This is a genomic window from Alloactinosynnema sp. L-07 (assembly GCF_900070365.1).
Classification (GTDB): Bacteria; Actinomycetota; Actinomycetes; order Mycobacteriales; family Pseudonocardiaceae; genus Actinokineospora.
In genome coordinates this window covers 7,369,274-7,390,530 of record NZ_LN850107.1, presented here as the reverse complement: position 1 = coordinate 7,390,530, position 21,257 = coordinate 7,369,274, and the positions used below count along the sequence as shown (strand labels likewise).

The 21,257-nt window shown below is 70.7% G+C and carries 13 protein-coding genes; 8 read left to right on the top strand and 5 right to left on the bottom strand.

All coding sequences use genetic code 11. The features are described 5' to 3' along the window. Positions 1-37 precede the first annotated feature (37 nt). Positions 38-568: an EF-hand domain-containing protein gene (locus tag BN1701_RS33735; RefSeq protein ID WP_082860228.1), complete on the bottom strand. Its 531-nt coding sequence runs from the start codon at positions 566-568 to the stop codon at positions 38-40. Positions 569-672: 104 nt separating this feature from the next. Between BN1701_RS33735 and BN1701_RS33730 the strand changes: the two genes are divergently transcribed. Next, positions 673-1,581: an MBL fold metallo-hydrolase gene (locus BN1701_RS33730; protein WP_157368361.1), complete on the top strand. Its 909-nt coding sequence runs from the start codon at positions 673-675 to the stop codon at positions 1,579-1,581. 7 nt (positions 1,582-1,588) lie between these two features. On the opposite strand, the gene BN1701_RS33725 is transcribed toward BN1701_RS33730, so the two are convergent. The 4 genes from BN1701_RS33725 to BN1701_RS33710 form a co-directional block, all read right to left on the bottom strand. Further along, positions 1,589-1,906: a TfoX/Sxy family protein gene (locus tag BN1701_RS33725; protein WP_054055481.1), complete on the bottom strand. Its 318-nt coding sequence runs from the start codon at positions 1,904-1,906 to the stop codon at positions 1,589-1,591. Positions 1,907-2,105: 199 nt separating this feature from the next. Continuing rightward, positions 2,106-3,386: an LPXTG cell wall anchor domain-containing protein gene (locus BN1701_RS33720; protein WP_157368360.1), complete on the bottom strand. Its 1,281-nt coding sequence runs from the start codon at positions 3,384-3,386 to the stop codon at positions 2,106-2,108. An 88-nt stretch (positions 3,387-3,474) separates the two neighbouring features. Further along, on the bottom strand, positions 3,475-4,278 hold the full coding sequence (locus tag BN1701_RS33715; protein WP_157368359.1) for a hypothetical protein: 804 nt from the start codon (positions 4,276-4,278) through the stop codon (positions 3,475-3,477). Between the two features lie 95 nt (positions 4,279-4,373). Beyond that, entirely contained in the window at positions 4,374-4,814 is a 441-nt protein-coding gene (locus BN1701_RS33710; RefSeq protein WP_054055478.1) for an Rv3235 family protein, read from the bottom strand. A 135-nt stretch (positions 4,815-4,949) separates the two neighbouring features. Between BN1701_RS33710 and BN1701_RS33705 the strand changes: the two genes are divergently transcribed. The 7 genes from BN1701_RS33705 to BN1701_RS33675 all read left to right on the top strand — a co-directional run bounded on the left by BN1701_RS33705 (position 4,950) and on the right by BN1701_RS33675 (position 21,248). Further along, on the top strand, positions 4,950-5,693 hold the full coding sequence (locus BN1701_RS33705) for a FadR/GntR family transcriptional regulator (RefSeq protein ID WP_231949796.1): 744 nt from the start codon (positions 4,950-4,952) through the stop codon (positions 5,691-5,693). 459 nt (positions 5,694-6,152) lie between these two features. Next, positions 6,153-7,523 (top strand): NAD(P)/FAD-dependent oxidoreductase, encoded by a 1,371-nt coding sequence (locus tag BN1701_RS33700; protein ID WP_255364671.1) that lies wholly within the window; start codon positions 6,153-6,155, stop codon positions 7,521-7,523. A 2-nt stretch (positions 7,524-7,525) separates the two neighbouring features. Then, the gene (locus tag BN1701_RS36255) at positions 7,526-8,212 is read left to right on the top strand and encodes a DUF6875 domain-containing protein (RefSeq protein WP_054055476.1); all 687 of its coding nucleotides are present in this window, start codon (positions 7,526-7,528) and stop codon (positions 8,210-8,212) included. Then, positions 8,209-11,358, top strand: a complete 3,150-nt coding sequence (locus BN1701_RS33690; protein ID WP_054055475.1) for a non-ribosomal peptide synthetase — start codon at positions 8,209-8,211, stop codon at positions 11,356-11,358. Before BN1701_RS36255 ends, BN1701_RS33690 begins: the two co-directional genes overlap by 4 nt. Further along, positions 11,355-15,878: an amino acid adenylation domain-containing protein gene (locus tag BN1701_RS33685; protein ID WP_054055474.1), complete on the top strand. Its 4,524-nt coding sequence runs from the start codon at positions 11,355-11,357 to the stop codon at positions 15,876-15,878. Before BN1701_RS33690 ends, BN1701_RS33685 begins: the two co-directional genes overlap by 4 nt. Then, a complete protein-coding gene (locus tag BN1701_RS33680; protein ID WP_054055473.1) occupies positions 15,878-17,248 on the top strand; it encodes an MFS transporter in 1,371 nt (456 codons plus the stop codon). Before BN1701_RS33685 ends, BN1701_RS33680 begins: the two co-directional genes overlap by 1 nt. Further along, entirely contained in the window at positions 17,226-21,248 is a 4,023-nt protein-coding gene (locus BN1701_RS33675; protein WP_054055472.1) for a non-ribosomal peptide synthetase, read from the top strand. Before BN1701_RS33680 ends, BN1701_RS33675 begins: the two co-directional genes overlap by 23 nt. Positions 21,249-21,257 lie beyond the last annotated feature (9 nt).

The window sequence follows — 21,257 nt, the reverse complement described above, 5'->3', positions numbered from 1 at the left end:
GCTGCTAGATCGGCCGGCGCCCGGCGGCCTGCCGTCTTTAGTCGAAGCGGCCGAAGACCCAGGTCCCCGGAGCGTCCGGATTATCGCCTGACCAGAATTCGATCCAGTGTTCGGTGAACTCGTCACGGGAAATTGTGCCGTCGCCATCCAGGTCGAGAAGAGGGAAGACCTCGTCCACGTCCGCCTGCGACCCGTTCCACCCTTCCACCAAGGTCCGATACTCAGCCGCGGTGATGGCGTTGTCGCCATTGTGGTCAGTGGCGTCGAAAAGGGTATGGGCGGTGGCGGTGACGGCTTCGGTCATGGTGGAGAGGTGGTCGACGACCGCCAACACCTCCTCAACCGTCACCCGGTCGTCGCCGTCGGAGGCGGCGTGGAGGGTGGTCCACCAGCCCATCATGATCGCCTGGACGCGGGTGTGGTCCGCGGAGCCGGGGGACGCGCCGAGGATGGTGGTCCAACGGGTGGTGAGGGCGGCGAAGTCGGACTCGGTGAGGTAGCCGTCGTTGTCCAGGTCCATGGCGCGGAAGACGTTGGTGATCTTGCGGCGTTGGAAGGTGCTGGCCATTGGTCCAGAGTGGATCTCGCTCGACCGGGCGACAAAGCGCCACGTGGGTGGTGTGGTGCCACGAATCGGCGATCGGGCGGGTGACCGTGGGTAGTGTCGGGGCCATGTGCCTGACGTGTGTGCTGCCCATGATGCTGCCGGGCGCGGCGCCCACTCCGTTCGCCACGGACGCGCCCGAGGCCGGGTGGCTGGGGCGTGAGTTGGGCGGGCGGATCACCTGGACCGGCTGCGCGGGGTTCCTGATGGAGCTGGACGGCACCCGGATCTGCTTCGACCCCTTCGCCAGCAACCCCGGCGTCCTCGACACCCTCCTGCGGCCCGCGCGGCCGGACCGCGGGCTCATCGCGGACACGTTCGGGCAGGTCGACGCCATCTTTGTCGGACACACCCACTTCGATCACGCGATGGATGTCGCGCCGCTGGCGTTGGCCAATCCCGCGTGCGTGGTGCATGGCAGCGCGACGACCACGGAGATCTGCGGGCGGCAGGGGGTCGGCGACGGGCAGTTGCGCACCATGACCGACGGCGCGAAGGTCGAGATCGGGCCGTTCACCGTCGAGGCCGTCGCGTCCCGGCACGGGACGGTGCCGGTGGCGGGGCGGATCGACGTGCTCGAACTGCGCGGGACCGGACTGCCGCGCACCGTGTTCCGGTGGCCGCGCGGCCAGGTGTTCGCCTACCGCGTCGAGGTCGGCGGCGTGGCCATCCACCTGCAGACCAGCGCGGGCATCGAGGACGCGCCGCTGGCCAGGCAGCGACCGGCGGACGTGCTGATCGCGTGCCTCGCGGCGCGGCAGGGCACTGCGCGGTATTTCGAGCGGCTCGGTGAGCGGCTGCGGCCGAAGGTGATCATCCCGTGCCACCACGACAACTTCTTCCGCCCGCTGAGCGAGCCACCGCGGCCGGTGGCCCGGCTGGACTGGCCGGGCTTCCTCGACGACGCCGCCGCGCTGTCGGCCGCCCACGGCACCCGGCTGGTCCAGTTGCCCAGAGGTGTCGCGGTCGCGCTCTAACACCAGGTCACTTGGGCGGCAGCGATCCGGCGTAGTCGACTCCCTTGTCGACCCAGGGGCCCAGGTCGTGGGCCTCGGGGTCGACCAGGATCCAGCCCTTCATGGACCGCCCACCGACCTCGAACGGCCGCACCCCGGACTCCTGGACCGCGGCGGCGATGCTGTCCGGGTCGAGCCGCACGATCAGCTCGTCGGCGTGGACGCCGACGGACATGTTGCCCTGGAACAGGAACGCCAGGCCGCCGAACATCTTCTTCTCGACCATGCCGGGCAGGTCGCCGACCAGATCCCGCACCCGCGCGGCCACTCCCTCGTCATAGGCCATGGCTCAGTTTAGGCGGGTGGCCGGGTCGCGGGCCCGGCCAAAGGCCTGGGCACGCGACCCACCCCCACTCGGCGAGCAGGTGGCCGGGACCACTCGGAGCTGTTCGACGAGGTCGTCACCGTGTTCGGCGAAGCCCACGACGACCAGACCCGAGCGGCCCGGCGGGGACTGCTCGACTCAGTGGTCGTCTAGCACCGGGTCAGGCGGAGCGGCGCCTGCGTGCGAACAGGATCGCGCCGACACCGGCCAGCAGGGCGGCGACCGCGCCCACCGCGAGCCCGATGACGTTCGCGCCGGTGTCCGGCAGGTCGTCGGCCGGGCCCTTGGCGGCCTGCGGTACGGGCGTGGTCGTGGTCGGCGTGGTCGTGGTCGGCGTGGTCGCGACGGTCGTCGTCGTGGTCGGCACGACGACAGAGTCGGCCTTGACCTCGGCGACAGCCGACAACGTGGTGACCGCTCCCTGGGCGGAATTCAGATAGCAGGTGAACGACACATTGCCCAGGTCCGCGGCGCCCGCGGGCACGGTTCCGGTGACACTGAACGACTTGGTGATCCCCTGGTCGAGCGATACGCCGCCGCCCTTCGGATCCCACTCACCCCACGCCTCGTCGGAGATGGTGAGATGACCGGCGCTCGACTCGCACTTCGGCTTGAGACCGTGGACCGTCGCGTCGCCCAGGTTGGCGATCTGGATCGACACCTTCGCGCTGTCGCCTACCTCGTAGTGGCGCTCGCTGAAACCCACCGTGGCCGACACGCGGCTCGGCGTCACCGCTCCAAGGACCTCCACGGTGGTCTGGTCCACTGCGACATAGTCGGACCCGAACACCACGCCCGGCGTTTGGGCGGCGACCATCACCTGATGGCGCATACTGGGCAGGGCCTTGAGGTGGAACCTGCCCGTGTCGTCCGTGACGGCCCGCTGGATGACCTTGTAGTTGTAAATGGTGAACACCTCCACCGGCAGACCCGGCAAGCCCTCGCCCGCGTCCGGCTTCTTGTTGCCGTTGCGGTCGGCGTAGACCAAGCCGTCCAGCGGGTGGGTCACCACCTTCACCGGCACGCTGAACTGGTGCCCGTCGGCCAAGGTGACCGGCTTGGCGCCGACGATCACATTGACGACGAGGGTGTCGGTGCTCGGGTTGAGGATCCACCCCTCCTCGAACTTCAGCTCTCGCGTCTCCCCCGGCGCCAGCGTCGCGCCCGGCCCCTCGGAGGACAGGTCCCCGGGGAAGGTGCGATTCATCAACTGCCCCCTGACCAGTCCGACGATGTTCTCCGCCGGGGTGTCGCCGAGGTTGCGGATCTTGACCGTGAAGTCGTAGCTGTCGCCGATCGTGTACGACTCCTTGTCGAACGTGCCGATGACTTCCAGCCGCGGCTTGGCGGGCTCTTGCGCGGATGCGGGAGCGCCCACTGCCAAGCCGAGGAACGCCACCGCGACAAACGCGGACAGGCGCGAGAAACGTGCGGATATCACAAATCCGATCAAAGTCGTATAGCCCCAGACGCCCGAGTGCGGGCGGATGGTCAGATCCTAGGGAGCCGCACGAACGGGTGAGGGGGGTTCAGCCGCTCCGGGGCCGCCAGGTGCCAGTGAACCCGCGATAGCGAGCCCTGCCCGACTCGGCGCTGGCCGTGCCCTCAAGCCGAAGATTGGTGGCGGCACCTGCCTGGTCGACGGTGGCCCGAATCTCGGGGAAGTAGACAATCCCCCGCTCGGTCACTCCCTCGAACCGGTGCGACAACGTCGGCAGGTCGGCGAAGGCGAATCTACCCAGGCTGTCGCTGGTCGTGACTTTGTACTTCTGCCACGAGCTCAGTTCCCGGGCGGTGACCCGTACGCCCGCGAGCGGTTCGCCCGCATCCACCTGGTGGTTGCCGTTGCGATCGACGAACGCGATGCCCGCCGCGGGCCCGGTCGTCGGGGTCACCGGGGCGGTGAACGCGTGGTTGGGTACGAAGCGGCGGTCGGTGGGCTTGAATCCGGCGAAGACCTCGACGGTGGCCGAGGTCGCCGAGGAGTCGCCGATCGCACCCGTCGCGTTCACCGAGAGCGAGTCCCCAGGCGCCAAGGTCACACCCGGTCCGGAGAAGAACATCATCTCGTTGGTGAAGCCGCCGATTCGGGTCCCGCCGAAGGTCAGTGTCCGGTAGCGGCCGTAGACGTTCTCCAGCGTCGTGTCTCCCACGTTGCGAATGGACAACGTGATCCTGAACTGGTCGCCGGTGCGGTATGACGGCTGGTCGAACGTTCCGGTGACCTCCAGCTTGGGCTCATCGACAGCCTGCTGCGCCGTCGCGGGTGCACTGAGAGACAGGGTCAGCATCGCCGCCGCGAGCGCGGACAACCGAACAAACCGTGATGACATGCGAGATCCGATCGACTTGTGGCCCCCGACCGGCCACGCCCCAGACACCCTGATTCGGGCGTTCCGCGAGATCGTAGGCCGCCGCCCCAGCGCGATCACGTCGGCCTAGCCTGCGCCTTGGTGGTGAGGAAGCGCAGGCAGGTGAACCGCCAGTCCCCGTCCCGCTCCAGCCGAGCCGCGACCGCCACCACCCGCCGCCCGGTGTCGACGGTCGCGGAGACCTCCACCGCGTCGGCGGCCACCCGGCATGGGTGCAGGCGCAGGAGGCGGAACCGGTGGCCCGCGGTGGCCCTGGTCCTGGTCGTCATGGCCGCGTGGACCTGCGGGGACATGATCGCGCTCAGCTGGGCGACTGGGCGTCGGCCCTCCATGGCCTCGAAGACCAGGCCGAACAGCCGGGCCAGCGTCGCCCGGCTGGGGCCCGCGTCGAACGGGACGACCCGCACCACGGCGGGCGGGCGGGGCGGCGGGATCCGCCACCGGAATTCCTCGGCCTCGCCCAGGTAAGGCGGTTCGTACTCCGCCAGAACGTGCATCCGCACACCTGCTCCTCTCGATCACCTCGACAGAGCGAGGCGGAGCGCGGTTCGGGACAGCGTTCACCCGAAGCGGTGAGCGCGGACGGTGCGAGGGACCGTGAGAAGGTAGGCCGAGGACGAGAGGGGTGAGCGGTGACCGGTTCCCAGATCTTCAGTGCGGCCGCGGCGCAGGCTGGTCGCACACTGCGCCACCAGGTCACCGAGCGCATCAAGGACTTCATCCTGGAGAACGAGCTTCGGCCGGGCGACGCGCTGCCGACCGAGACCGAGCTGTGCGTGGCCCTTGGCGTGAGCCGGTCGAGCATCCGCGAGGCGATCAAGACGCTCAACGCGCTCGACATCGTCGAGGTTCGGCACGGGCACGGCACCTATGTCGGCAAGCTGAGCCTGTCGGCTCTGGTCGAGAGCCTGACCTTCCGCGGCCTGCTCAGCCCCGACGACTTCCAGGCGCTGTCCGACCTCATCGACGCGCGCGAGCTGATCGAGCGCGGCCTGGCCGACCGGATCACCGACGCGCTGACCCCGGAGCACCTCGACGCCCTCGACGGACTGGTCGCCGACATGGCCGCCCGCGGCGGGCACGACGACGGGTTCGTCGAGACCTGTCGGGAGTTCCACGCCCTGCTCGTGCGTCCGCTGGGCAACGAGTTGATCAGCCAGCTCTCCGGCGCGTTCTGGGAGGTCTACCGCGGCGTCGCCCCGCACCTGCGGCGGGTGATCACGGTCGAGGACGAGATCGATTCCGTCGAGGTGCACCGCGACATGGCCCGCGCGGCCCGCTCCGGCGACGTCACCGCGTTCATGGTCGCCGTCACCGAGCACTACGCGCCGGTCCGCCGCCGTATCAGCCTCGCCAGAGTGTCCTTGCTGGACTAAGTCCGTCCACTATGGATCAAACGGTCATTCCACAAAGGTTCACAATGAATTGATCCGCGGAGTGTAAGGCCGCGGCGAGCCCGCCGGAACACACCGTCCGAATCCACTCGTTCCCGCGTTCCCAGATACTGCTCCATTCGAGTGGCCAACCCTTAATACCCCTAACCGGCTAGGCCAAACGAGCGAACTTTCCCAGGTCATGTACGTGGACTTTGGTCGCGCGCACTTCTCTTCCGGCGACGGCGACCAATCGCTACGCCAAAGAGAGGAATCAGGTTCGATGCGTCGGACCAATCCGAACCTCTGTCCATCATGGATACTCTCCGGGTGAACCTGGACCCGGTTGGCGCGTCCTAGCTGCAGGCGAAACTCCCGAATCTCGTGGCGATAGTCGTCGCGCGGCTGGGCCTCGCCTGGGTGGGATGCCGGTTTGAGTTGTCTCGAAAGGGGTAGACGTAGGTGGGTGCGGGTTTATCCGACCGAGACGTCGTCGTCGTCGGCGCGGGACTTTCTGGGTGCCTCATGGCCGTTCTCCTCGCCCAGCGCGGCTGCCGCGTGCGGGTGTTCGAACGGCGTCCGGACCCACGGGTCAACCTGGCCGATCACGGCCGGTCCATCAATCTGGGACTGTCGCAGCGCGGCATCACCGCCCTGCGCCACGCCGGGCTCCTCGACCACGTGCTCGCCCACGCGGCGCCGATGCGGGGGCGGGTCGTGCACCTGCCGGACGGCGACCTCGGCTACCACCTCTACGGCACCAGCGACGACCAGATCCTGCGGTCGGTGCTGCGCCACGACCTCAACGTCGTGCTGCTCGACGCCGCCGAGGCGCTGCCGTCGGTGACCTTCGAGTTCGACACCAAGCTCACCGCGCTGACCAAAGGCGACGACCACGCCCCGGTCGACCTGCGCTTCCACGGCGCCGACGGCGAACAGCGGGTGCTGACCCAGACCGTCATCGGCGCCGACGGCGCGTTCTCCACCGTCCGCGCCCAGATGCAGCGTGGCGAGCCCGCCGACTACCACCAGGAGTTCCTGCCCTGGGGCTACAAGGAACTGTCGATCAAGGCGGGCGGGGCGGGCGACCAGCGCACCGACCCGGAGGCGCTGCACGTCTGGCCCGCCGACAGCGGCCTCATCGTCGCCCACCCCAACGCCGACCGCTCGCTCACCGGGACGATCTTCCTGCCGCTGGCGGGTCCGGACAGCTTCGCCACCCTGCGCACCCGCGAGTCGGTGGACGAGTTGCTGACCCGCCGGTTCCCCGACCTGCTCGACCTGGTGCCCGACGTGGTCGACCAGTTCCTCAGCCAGCCGGTCGGCCACCTGGTCACCGTGCGGACCGCGCCGTGGCACTTCGGCGACCGGGTCGCGCTGCTCGGCGACGCGTGCCACGCGGTGTACCCGTTCTACGGCCAGGGCATGAACTCCGCCTTCGAGGACTGCGTGACCCTCGACCAGTGCCTCGACCGCCATCCGGCCGACTGGGGCGCCGCTTTCGCCGAGTACCAACAGATTCGCAAGGCGAACACCGATGTGCTGGCCGATCTTTCCGCGGAGAATTTCATCGAGTTGCGAGACCGGCTCGCCTCGCCGCTGTTCCTCGCCCGCAAGAAGGCCGACCTGGCGCTGAACAAGGTGCTCGGCGACCGGTGGGTTCCGCTCTACACGATGATCTCGCACACCACGACGCCTTACGCGGACGCGCTGCGCCGCTCGCGCAGGCAGAACACCACGCTCGCGTGGGTGGCCTGCGCGGTGGCCACCGGCACGGCCGCCGCGGGCACCGCCTTGGTCCGCCACCTGGCCCGTCGCGTCAAGGGGAAGTAACCATGCTGACCAGTCCGACAGACCCCGCCAGAGTCCTCCTCGAGGTCGACGACATCGAGCACGACCTGCTCCCCGTCGAGTTCGCCCCGTACCGCGCCCACCTGCGCACCATCCTCGACTGGGCCCGCCAGTACCTGACCAGGCCGCACGAAAGCCTGGGGCGCAAGGGAAGCGTGTGCCCGTTCGTCCAGGCCTCGATCGACCGGCGCAAGTTCTACCTGACGGTCTACCCCGGCCGTCCGCAGGATCCGGTCGAGGTGGCCGCGGCGCTGCTCCCCTACCGCGACTGGTTCCTGGAGCTGGCTCCCCGCACGCAGCCCGCTTCGCAGCTGACCACGATCCTGGTGCTGTTCCCGGACCTGTTTCCCGGCGACGTCGACGCGATGATCGACGGCTCGCAGGACGCGCTCAAGAAGGACTACGTCGAGCGCGGCCTGATGATCGGCGAGTTCCACGACGGACCGCCGGACAAGGGCGGACTGTGGAATCCGGACTTCCGGCCGCTGAGCAGCCCGGTGCCGCTGCTGGCGGTGCGGCACATGGTGCCGACGGACTTCCCGTTCCTGCGCGACGACCGCGACCACGCGCTGGCCTACCTGCGGCAGTTCGCCAGCCAGGTGCCCGCGACGGTGCGCGAGGCGATGGTGCACGCGCTCGTCGGCGGCGGCGTGGAAGTGGGGTCCCGGTGACCCCCGCGTCCTTCGGGCAGCAGCGGCTCTGGTTCCTGGACAAGCTGCACCCCGGTTCCGCGCTCTACAACGTGCCCACGGTCCTGCGGATCGGTGGCGCTCTGAACACCGACCGACTGCGGGCGGCGTTCACCGAGGTCGTGCGCAGGCACGACGCGCTGCGCACCGTGTTCGCCGAGCGCGACGGCCATCCCGTCCAGGTGGTCAACAATCCGACAATCCCCTTGTTGAACAATTCTATTGTTGAACAAAGGGATTGTCGGACGATCGAGGACGCGGAAGCGGAGATCCAGGCCGAGGCGCGCAGGCCGTTCGACCTGGCCGAGGGGCCGCTGCTGCGGGTGCTGCTGCTGCGGCTGGCCGACGACGACCACTTCCTGATGGTGACCCTGCACCACATCGTCTCCGACGGCTGGTCGCTGGCCATCCTGCTCGACGAGGTCGGCACGCTCTACGGCGGCGGCGCGCTGGAGCCGTTGCCCTTGCAGTACCCCGAGTTCGCCGCGTGGCAGCGGGAGGAAGCGGCGGGCCCCATGGGCGCGATGGCCCTGGACTACTGGATCGAGCAGCTGCGCGACGCGCCGCCGCTGCTCACCATGCCCACCGACCGGCCCCGGCCGGACACGCAGACCTACGCGGGCCGCGTGCACAGCTTCGACCTGCCCCGCGAACTCGCCGTCCGGCTTCGCGCCGCCACACACGGTCTGGGCGGGACGCTGTTCATGGTCCTGCTCGCGGCCTACCAGGCCCTGCTCGCCCGCTACAGCGGCCAGGACGACATCGTGGTCGGCACCGCGGTCGGCGGACGGTCCAGAGTGGACGCCGAGCCGATGATCGGGCTGTTCGTCAACACCGTGCCGCTGCGCACGTCGGTGGCGGGCGACCCGACGTTCCGCGAGTTGGTCGGCCGGGTCCGCGACGTGACCCTCGACGGTGTCGGCTACGCCGACGTGCCGCTGGAGCGGATCGTGGAGGCGGTGCACCCGGATCGCAGCCTCGGGTACTCCCCGGTCTTCCAGGTGCAGCTGACCCTGCAGAGCACTCCCCCGCCGGTGCTGGACCTGCCCGGCCTGACAGTGTCCGAGCCGCGGTTCGTCATGGCCGACATCGCCAAGTTCGACCTGACCCTGGCCGCCGCCGAACACGGCGACGACCTTCACGTCGACCTCGAATACGACACCGCCCTGTTCGACGCGGCCACCGCCGAGCGGCTGGCCGACCACTTCGTCCGCCTTCTGTCCACTGTGGTCGATGACCCGGACGTCCGGATCGGCGACGTCGACCTGCTCACCCCCGACGAGCGCCACCGCGCGGTCGTCAGCTGGAACGACACCGCGCTGCCGCTGCCCGACGCGGCCACCGCGCTCGACCTCATCGCCGCCCAGGTCGCCGCCCGGCCCGACGCCGTCGCGGTGGCCGACAATAAGTCGAGCCTGAGTTACCGCGAACTCGACCAGCGCTCCAACCAGGTCGCGCATGGCCTGCGGTCGGCCGGGGTGGGCCCCGAGGTGGCCGTCGCGCTGTGTGTCGAGCGGTCGGCGGACCTGGTGGTCGCGCTGCTCGCGGTGTGGAAGGCGGGCGGCGCGTACGTGCCGCTAGACCCGTCGTGGCCGGTCGACCGGCTGCGCTACATGCTCGCCGACACCGGTGCCGCGGTGGCGCTCGTCGACGACGTCACCGCGTCCTCGGCGTTCCTCGACGGCGTCGCGCTGGTTCGGGTCGACGCGACCGGGCCGGTGACCGCGCCCGATGTCCGACTCGGCGGCGACAGCCTCGCGTATGTCATCCACACCTCCGGTTCCACCGGCAGGCCCAAGGGCATCGCCGTGCCGCACGCGGCCGTGGTCAACCTGCTCGTCGCCTATGACGCGATGCTCGCGCTGTCGCCCGACGACGTGTGGGCGGCGGTGACCACCCTGTCGTTCGATATCTCGGTCCTGGAGTTGTTCTATCCGCTGACCCGGGGTGCGACGGTCTCGGTGTTCGACGCCGCCGAGGCGACCGACCCCATGCTGCTGCGTTCACGACTGGTGGCGACCGGGGCGACGGTCCTGCAGTCCACGCCGTCGCGCTGGCGGCTGCTGCTGACCGCGGGGCCGGTGCCCGCCTCCGTACGCACCCGACTGTGCGGCGGTGAAGAACTGACCTCCGATCTCGCGGGCGAGCTGACCGGCAAGGGGGTCACCCTGTGGAACAACTACGGCCCAACGGAAACCACCGTGTGGTCGACCGCGGGAATGGTCGGCGGCGGGCCGATCGCGCTCGGACCGCCCATCGCCAACACGCAGGTGTACGTGCTGGACTCGGCGATGCGGCCGGTGCCGGTCGGCGTGGTCGGCGAGATCCACCTCGGCGGGCTCGGCGTCGCGCGGGGCTATCCGGGCCGGGCCGACCTGACCGCCGAGCGGTTCGTGCCGGACCCGTTCGGCACCGGCGGGCGCCTCTACGCGACCGGGGACCTGGCCCGCTACCGGGCCGACGGGACCTTGGAGTTCCTGGGTCGGGACGACCACCAGATCAAGATCCGCGGCTTCCGCATCGAACTCGGCGAGATCGAGGCGGCGCTGCGATCCCATCCGGCCGTGACCGAGGCGGCCGCCAGGGTGTGGACTGGCGCCGAGACCCGGCTCGCCGCCTACGTCGAGTCCGCGTCGGCGGACCTGCGCCCGCACCTCGTCGAACTGCTGCCCGAGTACATGATTCCGGCCGTGGTGGTGGTGCTCGACGCGCTTCCGCTCACGCCCAACGGCAAGATCGACCGTTCCCGGTTGCCCGAGCCTGCTTGGGACAACCAGGGTGCCGCCGAGCAGGTCGCCCCGCGCGACGCTGTCGAACGCGCCCTCGCGGCGCTGTGGCAGGAACTGCTCGACGTGCCTCGGGTCGGGGTTCACGACGATTTCTTCGCCATGGGCGGACATTCGCTGTTGGTGGCCAGGATGCTCGCGCGGGTGCGGGAGCACCTGCTGGTCGACGTGCCGATGCGCACCGCGTTCGACGCCCGCACGATCGCCACCTTCGCCGCCGCCCTGCGCGCGGCGGAGTCCTCACCCGGCGCTTTGTCCGATGTCGCGGAACTGCGCGAGGAGATCGCCGCCCTGCCTGACGACGAGGTCGCCGCCCTGCTGGGAACGGAGGGAACCGCGTGAGCGAGCGCGACCGCCTTTTCGCCCTTCTCGCCGCCAAGCGCGGCCTGGCGGGCGCGGACACGATCCCGCGACGGCCCGCCGACGCGGTAGTGCCGCTGCTGCCCGGGCAGCGGCAGCTGTGGTTCCTCGACCAGGTGGGCGCGACTGACGGCGTCTACACGATGTCGCAGGTCTGGCGGTTGACCGGAGCGGTGGACATCTCGGCCCTGCGCGCGGCGCTGGCCGTGCTGCTGGACCGGCACGAAGGGCTGCGGACGTCGTTCGCGGAGGTCGACGGGGAACCGGTGCAGCGGGTTGCGGCGGCGGTTCCGCCCCCACTATCGATTGTAGACGGTGGGGACGACGGAATTGAGGTGCTGCGGGCGGAGTTTGCCCGGCCGTTCGACCTGACCAACCCGCCGCTGTTGCGCGCTGTGCTGGTGCGGTGTGCGGGCGAGGACCTGTTCGCGCTGTGTGTTCACCACATCGTGTGTGACGGGCCGTCGCTGTCGACGCTGGTGGGTGAGCTGAGCGCGTTGCTCGCGGGACAGGTGGTCGAGGGGACCGCGGTCTCGGCGTGCGATTACGCGGTGTGGCAAGCCGACCGCGATCTCGCGGGGCACGGGCGGTACTGGTCGTCCTACCTGGCGGACGTGCCGACGCTGCTGGAGCTGCCGACCGACCGCCCCCGTCCACCGACTCAGTCCTTCCGCGGCGCGAGTCACCCGATCACGGTTGACGGCGTCGCCGAGTTCTGCGCGCGGGAGGGCTTGACCGCGTTTCCGGTGTTGCTGACCGCGTTCGCGCTGGTCCTGAGCCGGTTGAGCCGGTCGGACGACCTGGCCATCGGCGTCCCGATGCGCGACGACACCCGCCTGTCGGGCTGTGTGGGGATGCTCGCCAACACCGTCGCCCTGCGGTATCGGCTTGCGGGCGACCCCACCATCCGCGCGGTGCTCGACCAGGCCAAGACCGACACCGTCAACGCCCTGGAACACCAGAGCCACCCGTGGGAGCTGGTCGCGCGGGAACTGGTCCCGCACCCGGACCTGAGCCACAACCCGGTCTTCCAGACGATGTTCGTCCTGAACCCGGCCGCGTCGGACGTGGCGAGCACGGACCTGGGTGTCACCCCGCTCCCCACCGCGACCACGGCGGCCCGGTTCGACCTGACGCTGGCCTTCGCCCCGGAGGGCGACCGCCACGTCGGCCAGATCGACTACGCCACCGACTTGTTCGACGCGTCGACCATCGCCCGCTTCGCGAACTACCTCCAGCGCGCCGTCGCGGCCGTAGTGTCCACTCCGGACGCTCGGGTGAGCGAGATCGACCTGCTGACGTCGGCGGAGTGGTCGTTGATCGCCACCGGCGGCCACGTTGTCCGCGGCGTTGGGAACAGCCGTCATCAGGCGGGCCTCGCCTCTCGTGGAAACCTCAGCGATCTTGAAGGCGATCGCCTGGTACTCGGCGAGCGCGTCGCCGAATGTCTTGCCGCACTCGAACTCGACCACACGGATTCGGACGCCGTTGTCCCCAGTCCCGTCACTTATCCACAGGCACCCCCAAACCAAGATCCTTTGACACCCGCCACCGATAGACTGGCCAAGGGCCGTCCCCCCTGGGAAGGGTGGGGGCTGCGCGAGGGGGGTTTTGGGGGTTCAACAGGGGCCCCGGTGCCTGCGTTGGTGGCGGAGCCAGGGGCTCTGGTGCCCGCGTTGGTGGCGGAGCAGGCTGTGCGGACGCCGGATGCGCCCGCGGTGATCGATGGTGGGCGGGTCCTTACCTACGGCGAGCTTGTTCGTCGGGCCAACGCGGTGGCGTGGCGGCTTCGGGAGCGGGGGGTCGGGCCGGAATCGCTTGTCGCGCTGGTGCTCCCCGCTGGTCCCGAGGCGATCATCGGCATTGTCGGTATCCACGCCGCGGGTGCCGCCTACCTGCCGCTCGACCCGACCCACCCCGCCGACCGCATCCAAGCGCTGCTGGACGACGCCAAGCCGCACGCTGTCATCGGGGCGGGCGACATCACCGGCGACACCGCCGACGCGCCGCCGCCGGTCGAGTTGCACGCCGACAATCTCGCCTACGTCATCTACACCTCCGGCTCCACCGGCGCCCCCAAAGGCGTCGCGGTCACCCACGGCACCCTCGCCAACCTCGCGCAAGCGTTTGCCCGCGAGCACGGGTTCGGGCCGGGCGAGCACGTTCTGATGATCCCCCCGCTCACCTTCGACGCTTCCGTCGGCGACGTCTTCCCCGCGCTGATCAGCGGCGCGGCGATCCAGCCCAGCCGTGACCCGGCGAGCCTCAGCGGCGCCGACATTCTCAACGCCCAAGGCATCACGATGGTCGACACCGCTGTGCCCCTGTGGCAGAAGTGGGTGGACGACCTGGCCGCGACCGGCCTCCCCGACAACCCGGCCCCCGTGCGCGCCATGATGGTCGGCGGGGACTCGGTCGCGGTGGAGACGATCCGCGCGTGGTCGGCCATGACCGGCTCCACCGTGTTCAACCACTACGGCCCCACCGAGGCCACCGTCTGCGCCACCACCTACCGCACGACCGACGCCCGCGAGATCGACTCGCCGCGGCTGCCCATCGGCAGGCCGCTGCCCCACGTCCGCGCCTACGTGCTCGACGACGGTCTCCGACCGGTCCCCCACGGCGTCCCCGGCGAACTCTGTCTCGGCGGCGACACGCTCGCCCGCGGGTACCTCGGCCGCGGCGACCTGACCGCCGAGCGGTTCGTGCCGGATCCGTTCGGGGAACCGGGATCGCGGCTCTACCGGACCGGTGACCTGGCCCGCTGGCGGTCCGACGACACCCTGGAGTTCCTCGGCCGCGTCGACCGACAGGTCAAGGTGCGCGGCCACCGGATCGAGCCCGGCGAGGTCGAGGCCGCCTGCCGAACCCACCCCGGCGTGACCGACGCGCTCGTCGTCGCCAGGGGTGACAAGCTGGTCGCCTATCTCATCGCCGACGCGGTGCCGACCGACCTCAAGGCTTTCCTGCGCGCCAAGCTGCCGGACTACATGGTTCCCAACGAGACGGCGGTTCTCGACGAGTTTCCGTTGCTGTCCAACGGAAAACTCGACCACAAGGCCCTGCCCGCCCCGGAATCGGCGACCAAGCGACACGTTGAGCCCGCCACCGCGAACGGCCGGGTGCTGGCCGCGGAGTGGGCCAGGCTGCTCGACCGCGACCGGGTCAGCGCCGACGACAACTTCTTCGACCTCGGCGGCCACTCCCTGCTGGCCGCGCGGATGGTCACCCGCGTCAAAGTCGCCCTGGGCGTGGAACTGGCGCTCCAAGCGGTGTTCGAGACCGCCACGCTCGACGAGTTGGCCGCGCTGATCGACAAGCCCCAGGACAGCACACTCGACCTCTGGGCCGAGGCCGTCCTGCCACCCGACATCAAGGGACAGCCCGCCAAACACCGCGACCCGCGCGCGATTCTGCTGACCGGCGCCACCGGGTTCCTCGGCGGCTACCTTCTCGCCGACGCGCTCCAGCACACCGACGCCCGGATCTTCTGTCTGGTCCGCGCCAAGGACGAGGCCGACGCGCTGGACCGGATCGAGCGGACACTGCGCGGCTACGAACTGTGGCGGCCGGAGTTCGCCCACCGGATCGTCCCGGTCCCTGGTGACCTGGCCGAGCCCCGGCTCGGGCTGACCGAGGAGCGGTTCGACGCGCTGGCCGCCGAGGTCGACCTGATCCACCACTGCGGCGGGCTCGTCAACTTCGCCAAGTCCTACGCCGACCTCAAACCCGCCAACGTCGACGGCACGCTGGAGGTCCTGCGTCTGGCCACCCGCCACCGGACCGTGCCGGTGCATTTCGTCTCCACCCTGGGCATCTACCCGCTGCACCTGCCCGGCGTGGTGACCGAGGACCTGGCCCCCAACCAGCCCGAAGCCCTCGACCGCGGCTACGAGCAGAGCAAATGGGTCGCCGACACCCTCGTCCGCGCGGCCCGCGCCGCCGGGGTGCCGGTGTCGGTGCACCGGCCCGCGCGCGTGACCGGGGACAGCCGCACCGGGATCGGGCCCGCCGAGGACCTGTTCGGCCGGGAGCTGCGCACCGTCACCGAACTCGGCGCCCTGCCGGAGGTCGACGACGAAGAGGACATGGCCCCGGTCGACCACGTCGCCGCCGCCATCGGCTGGCTGTCGCGGCAGCCGTCGGCGCTGGGCCGCGACTTCCATTTCCACAATGGACAGACGATCCACACGTCGGTGATCGCCAAGACGCTGCGGGAGTTCGGCTACGACGTCGAGGCGCTGCCCTACGCGCGGTGGTACGAGCTCCTGCTGCGCCGCGCCGCCGAGTCCGACGACCCGGCGTTCACCGCGATCGCCGCCGTGTCCGGGCCGACCCCGGACCGGCGCGACCGCGTCTTCGACTGCTCGGCCACCGAGGCCGCGCTGGCCGCGGCGGGCATCGTCTGCCCGCCCGCCGACCCGGCGCTGCTCAGCCGCTACCTCACCCACTACGTCCGAGCCGGTCATCTCGCCCCGGTCGACCAAGGAGAACCGTCGTGATGGCCCAGCGAGACCCAGGAACTCGGGAGGCAGGCGAAGGACTCGGCCGGTTCGTGGCCATCTGGCTGGGGCAGATCGTCTCCCTGGCGGGCACGGCCATCACCGGATTCGTTCTCGGCGTGTGGGTCTACCAGCTCACCGGCTCGGCCACCCAGTTCAGCCTGATCATGCTGGTCGAGGCCGTCGCGGCGATCGCCGTGGCGCCGCTGGCCGGGGCCGTGGCCGACCGCCTCGACCGACGGATGACGCTCATCGCCAGCGACGTCGTCGCCGCAGTCGCCACCGGGGTTCTGCTGGTGCTGGTCAACGCGGGTGACCTGCAGGTCTGGCAGGTCTACCCGATCACCGCCGTCACCGCGATGTGCTCGACGTTCCGCATGGTCACCTTCACCACCATGCTGCCGCTGCTCGTTCCCGAACAGCACCTGAGCCGGGCCAACGGGCTGGCCCAGGCGGGCATGGCGGTCCAGATCGCCGCGCCCCTGGCCGCGGGCGGGCTGCTGGCCACGATCGGCCTGCGCGGCGTCGTGCTGATCGACCTGGCCACCTACGGGGTCGCCGTCGCGATCACGCTCGCGCTGAGCCTCCCTACGCGGGCCACCAGGCCGACCCCGGTCGAGGCCGCCGAACGCGCAGGCGCGCTGGCCGAACTGCGCGGCGGCTGGACCGAACTGGCGTCCCGGCGCGGACTGCTGACGCTGCTGGTCGTGCTCGGCGCGTTCGACTTCGCGTTCGGGCTGGCCGGGGTGCTCGTGCAGCCGCTGATCCTGACCTTCACCGGCCCCGCCACCCTGGGTGTGCTGATGTTCGCCGGTGGCGCGGGCATGCTGCTCGGCAGCCTCGCGATGAGCGTGTGGGGCGGGCCGAAGCGGCGGGTCACCGGCGTCTCCGGGTTCCTCGCCATCGGCGGTGTCGCGCTGGCCGCGCACTCGCTGTCGCCGTCGCCGCTGCTCATCGGGATCCTCGCGCCCGCGTTCCTGTTCACCCTGCCGGTGATCACCGGCTGCACGATGTCGCTGCTGCAGACCAAGGTCGCCCCGAACACCCTGGGCCGGGTCATGGCGAGCGCGCGGATGGTGTCGCAGGGCGCGACCGCGCTCGCCTTCGCCATCGCCGGACCGCTGGCCGACCAGGTCTTCGAGCCCATGCTCGCCCCCGGCGGCGCGCTGGCCGACAGCGTCGGCGCCATGATCGGCACGGGCCCCGGCCGGGGCATCGCGCTCGTCTTCGTCATCACCGGCGCCGTGCTGGTCGGCCTGGCCGCGCTCGCCGCCGCGTCGCCCACGCTGCGGGGCATCGATGACCTGCCAGACCTGCTGCACAGCACCGAAGTGAAGGGGGAGACCGATGCTGAACTTGCCGCAGGCTGAACAGCGCGCGTTCACCGACAACGAAGCACCCGGACCGCATCTGGACGTCCTGCACGCCCTGTCCTACCGCGTCGCGGGCGCCGCCCAACGGTTGGGGATCCTCGCCCAGCTCACCGACGAACCGCGGGCCGCCGACGACATCGCCGCGGCCGTGTCCGCCGACCCGCGCGGCACCCGGATCCTGCTCGACGCCCTCGTCGGGTTCTCCTACGCCGAGCGCGACGCCGCGGGCTACCGGGCCGCACCCGGCGCGAAGTGGCTGTCCACCGGCTACGGCACCGTCTTCTCGTTCTGGCACCGCGTGCTGTTCGACCAGTGGGCCGAGCTCGAACGGTCCATTATGGACGGGAAGCCCGCGGTCGACTTCTACGGCTGGATGACCGACAACCCCGACGCGCTGGCCGAGTTCCAAGCCATGCTCGGCGAACTGGCCGACGCCATCGTCCCGGAACTGCCGCTGGCCCAGCCCGCCGCCCGGCGGCTGCTCGACGTCGGCGGCGGCCACGGCCGGTACGCGCGGGCCTTCCGCGACGCCAACCCGGACCTGCACGTCACCGTCGTCGACCTGCCCGGTGCCAGGCCAGAGGATCTGGGCGACCGGATCGACTTCCGCGAGGCCGACTGGCTCAGCGACGATCTCGGGTCCGAATACGACATCGTGCTGCTGTTCAACGTCGTGCACTGCCTGTCCCCCGACCGCGCCCGCGACCTGCTGCTGCGGGTCGGCCGGGCGGTCCGACCCGGCGGCACGGTGCTGATCCTGGAGGAGACCACCGACGTTCCGCCCGAGGCGGGCGGGACCGGCGCGGCGTGGGTGCCGATGTTCAGTCTCAACCTGTTCCACACCCAGGGCGGCCAGATCTACGACGCGCCCGCCCTGGGGGACCTGCTGGCCGAGGCCGGATTCGGCGCGCTGGGGTCGGCCGGGATCGCCTCCGCGCCGACCTTCCGGCTCTTCACCGCGACGAAGGAGGAGTCGCGCGTGTGGCAGCCGACCGTCGCGCAGCGGCAGATGCTCACCTTCGACCGGCTGTTCCCCGGCTCCACCTGGCACAACGTGCCGCTCTACGCCCGGATCACCGGACCGCTCGACCTCGACGCGCTGCGCGGCTCGCTGGCCCGGTGTGTGCGCAGGCACGAGTCGCTGCGGACGGTCTACCCCGGTGACGTCGCCCAGCTCACCGCCGTGGCGCCGACACTGCGCGAGCTCGACCTGACCGGCCAGGGCGAGTCGGCGCTGGAAGCGTTGCGGGACAAGGAACTGCGCACGCCGTTCGACCTGGTCAACGGCCCGCCGCTGCGGGTGACGCTGGCCAGGCTGGCCGACGACGAGCACGAGTTGATCGTCGTGGCCCACCACATCGCCGTCGACGGCTACTCGCTGACCCTGCTGCAGCGGGACCTGCTCGACGGCTACGCCGACCCCGACGGCCACGTCGAGGAGCTGCGCTACTCCGCCTTCGCCCAGCGCCCAGCCGGGTCGCACGAGCTCGAACTGGCGCACTGGCGCGCGGAGCTCGCCGACCTGCCGGACCCGGTCGCTCTGCCGTTCGCCGCGAGCGCCGCCGACCCCGGCCTGGCCGCCGACGTCGTGCGGTTCGCGGTGCCCGACGAGGTGTCGGCCGCGGTGCGCGAGGTGGCCAAGACCCAGCGGTCGAGCCCGTTCATGGTCCTGATGAGCGCGTTCGCCGTGCTGCTGCGTCGCTACAGCGGGACCTCGGACCTGGTCATCGGCACCCCGGTCGCGGGTCGAGACGACCCGGGAACCGAGGACTTGGTGGGCTGCCTGGTCAACATGGTGCCGCTGCGCCTGCGCCTGGCCGACGCGGCGACCTGGTCCGACGTGCTCGGCACCGTCCGGTCCGCCGCGCTCGACGCGTTCGACAACGCGCGGCCGCCCTTCGCCGCCGTGGTCGACCAGCTCTCGCCGAGCCGGTCGGCGAGCATCCACCCGGTGTTCCAGATCGCCTTCGCGGCCCCGCCCGCGCTCGCCGCTCCGTCTACTGTGGAGGGTGTGACGTTCGCGTTCGGCGATGGCACGAGCACGGAGTCGCTGTTCGACATCGAGGTCCAGGTCATCGACGAGGGCGACGGGATGCGCGGGTACCTCAAGTACCGCACGGCGCTGTTTACCCGCGACCACATGACCGGGCTGATCGACCACTTCCTGCACCTGGCGGGCAGACTCGGCGCCGAGCCCGACGCGCGACTGGCGAACGTGCCCACGCTGCGGGAGGCCGACTACACCCGCGCGGTCACCGAATGGAACGACACCGCGACCGACTACCCGCGCGACACGAGTCTGGTCGAGCTGGTGCAGCGGCAGGTCGACGCGACCCCGTCGGCGGTGGCGGCGGTCTATGGCGCGGAGAGTCTGACCTATCGCGAGCTCGATGAGCGGGCCAACCAGCTGGCACACCACCTGCGCTCGCTGGGCGTGGGCGCGGAGACCAGGGTCGGGCTGTGCCTGGAGTTCCGGGCGGACTGGGTGGTCGCGGCGCTGGCGGTGCTCAAGGCGGGCGGGGCGTATGTGCCGCTCGACCCGGCCTACCCGGCGGCGCGGCTGGAGTTCATGTGCGCCGACAGCGGGGTCACCGTGGTCGTGGCGCATGAGAGCCTGCGCGACCGGGTCACCGCGCCGACCGTGGTGACACTCGACGGCGGCGTCCCGGGACCGGTGACCCGGCCGGGGTCGGCGCCGCACCCGGACAACCTGGCGTACGTGATGTACACGTCCGGGTCGACCGGCACCCCCAAGGGCGTGGGGGTCACCCACCGCAACATCGTGCGGCTGGTCCGGGACACGAACTATGTCCACTTCGGACCGGGTGACACGGTGGCTCAGGTGTCGAACCTGTCCTTCGACGCGGCCACGTTCGAGATCTGGGGCCCGCTGTGCGCGGGCGGCCGGATCGTCGGCGTGCCCAAGGACGACCTGCTGTCGGCGCCCGCGTTCGCGAAGACCCTGCGGGACAACAAGGTCGACCTCATGTTCCTGACCACGTCCCTGGCCCGCCAGCTCGCGGGCGAGGCGCCGGAGACCTTCGCCGGGCTGCGGCAGCTGCTCGTCGGCGGCGAGCAGGCCGACCCGGAGATGATCGCCCGGCTGCGGTCGGTCGGCGGGCCGTCGGTGCACAACGCCTACGGTCCGACCGAGACGACGACGTTCGCCCTGTCGTGGGAGGCGGGCGAGGTCGGCGACACCGTCCCGATCGGGCGACCCATCGCCAACAGCACGGCCTACGTGCTCGACACCGACCTGCATCCGGCCGCCCCCGGCCTCGTCGGCGAGATCTACCTGGGCGGCGACGGCGTCGCCCGGGGTTATCTGGGTCGCCCGGACCTCACCGCCGAGCGGTTCGTGCCCGACCCGTTCGGCGCCCCGGGTTCCCGGATGTACCGAACGGGTGACCTGGGCCGGTACCGCGCCGACGGCCGGATCGACTGCCTCGGCCGGGCCGACCGGCAGGTCAAGATCCGCGGCTTTCGGATCGAGCCGAGCGAGGTCGAGGCCTGCCTGCGCGAGACCGGCGCGGTCAGGCAAGTCACCGTGCAGGTCCGCGACGCCCAGCTCATCGGGTACGTGGTGCCGCTCGACCCGGCTGCGTCCATGGCCGACCTGCTGGACGCCCTGCGTTCCCGACTGCCGGACTACTTGGTGCCCACGGTGCTGGTGGCCATGGAGGCGCTGCCGGTCAACGCGAACGGCAAGCTCGACGTGTCCGCGCTGCCCGACCCGCTGGCCCAGTCCGATTCCGTCGCCGCGGAGCCCACGACCGAGGTCGAACGGGTCGTGCGGGCGATCTGGCGGGAGGTCCTCGGCAACCCGGAGCTGGGCGTGCACGACGACTTCTTCCTGCTCGGCGGCCACTCGATCAAGGCGGGCCAGGTCATGACCCGCATCCGCGCCGAGCTGAAAGTCCCCGCGTCACTCAGACTGATCTTCGACAACCCGACGGTCGCGTCACTGTCCGCCGCGCTGCCCCAGGCGCCGAACTGACCAGGAGTC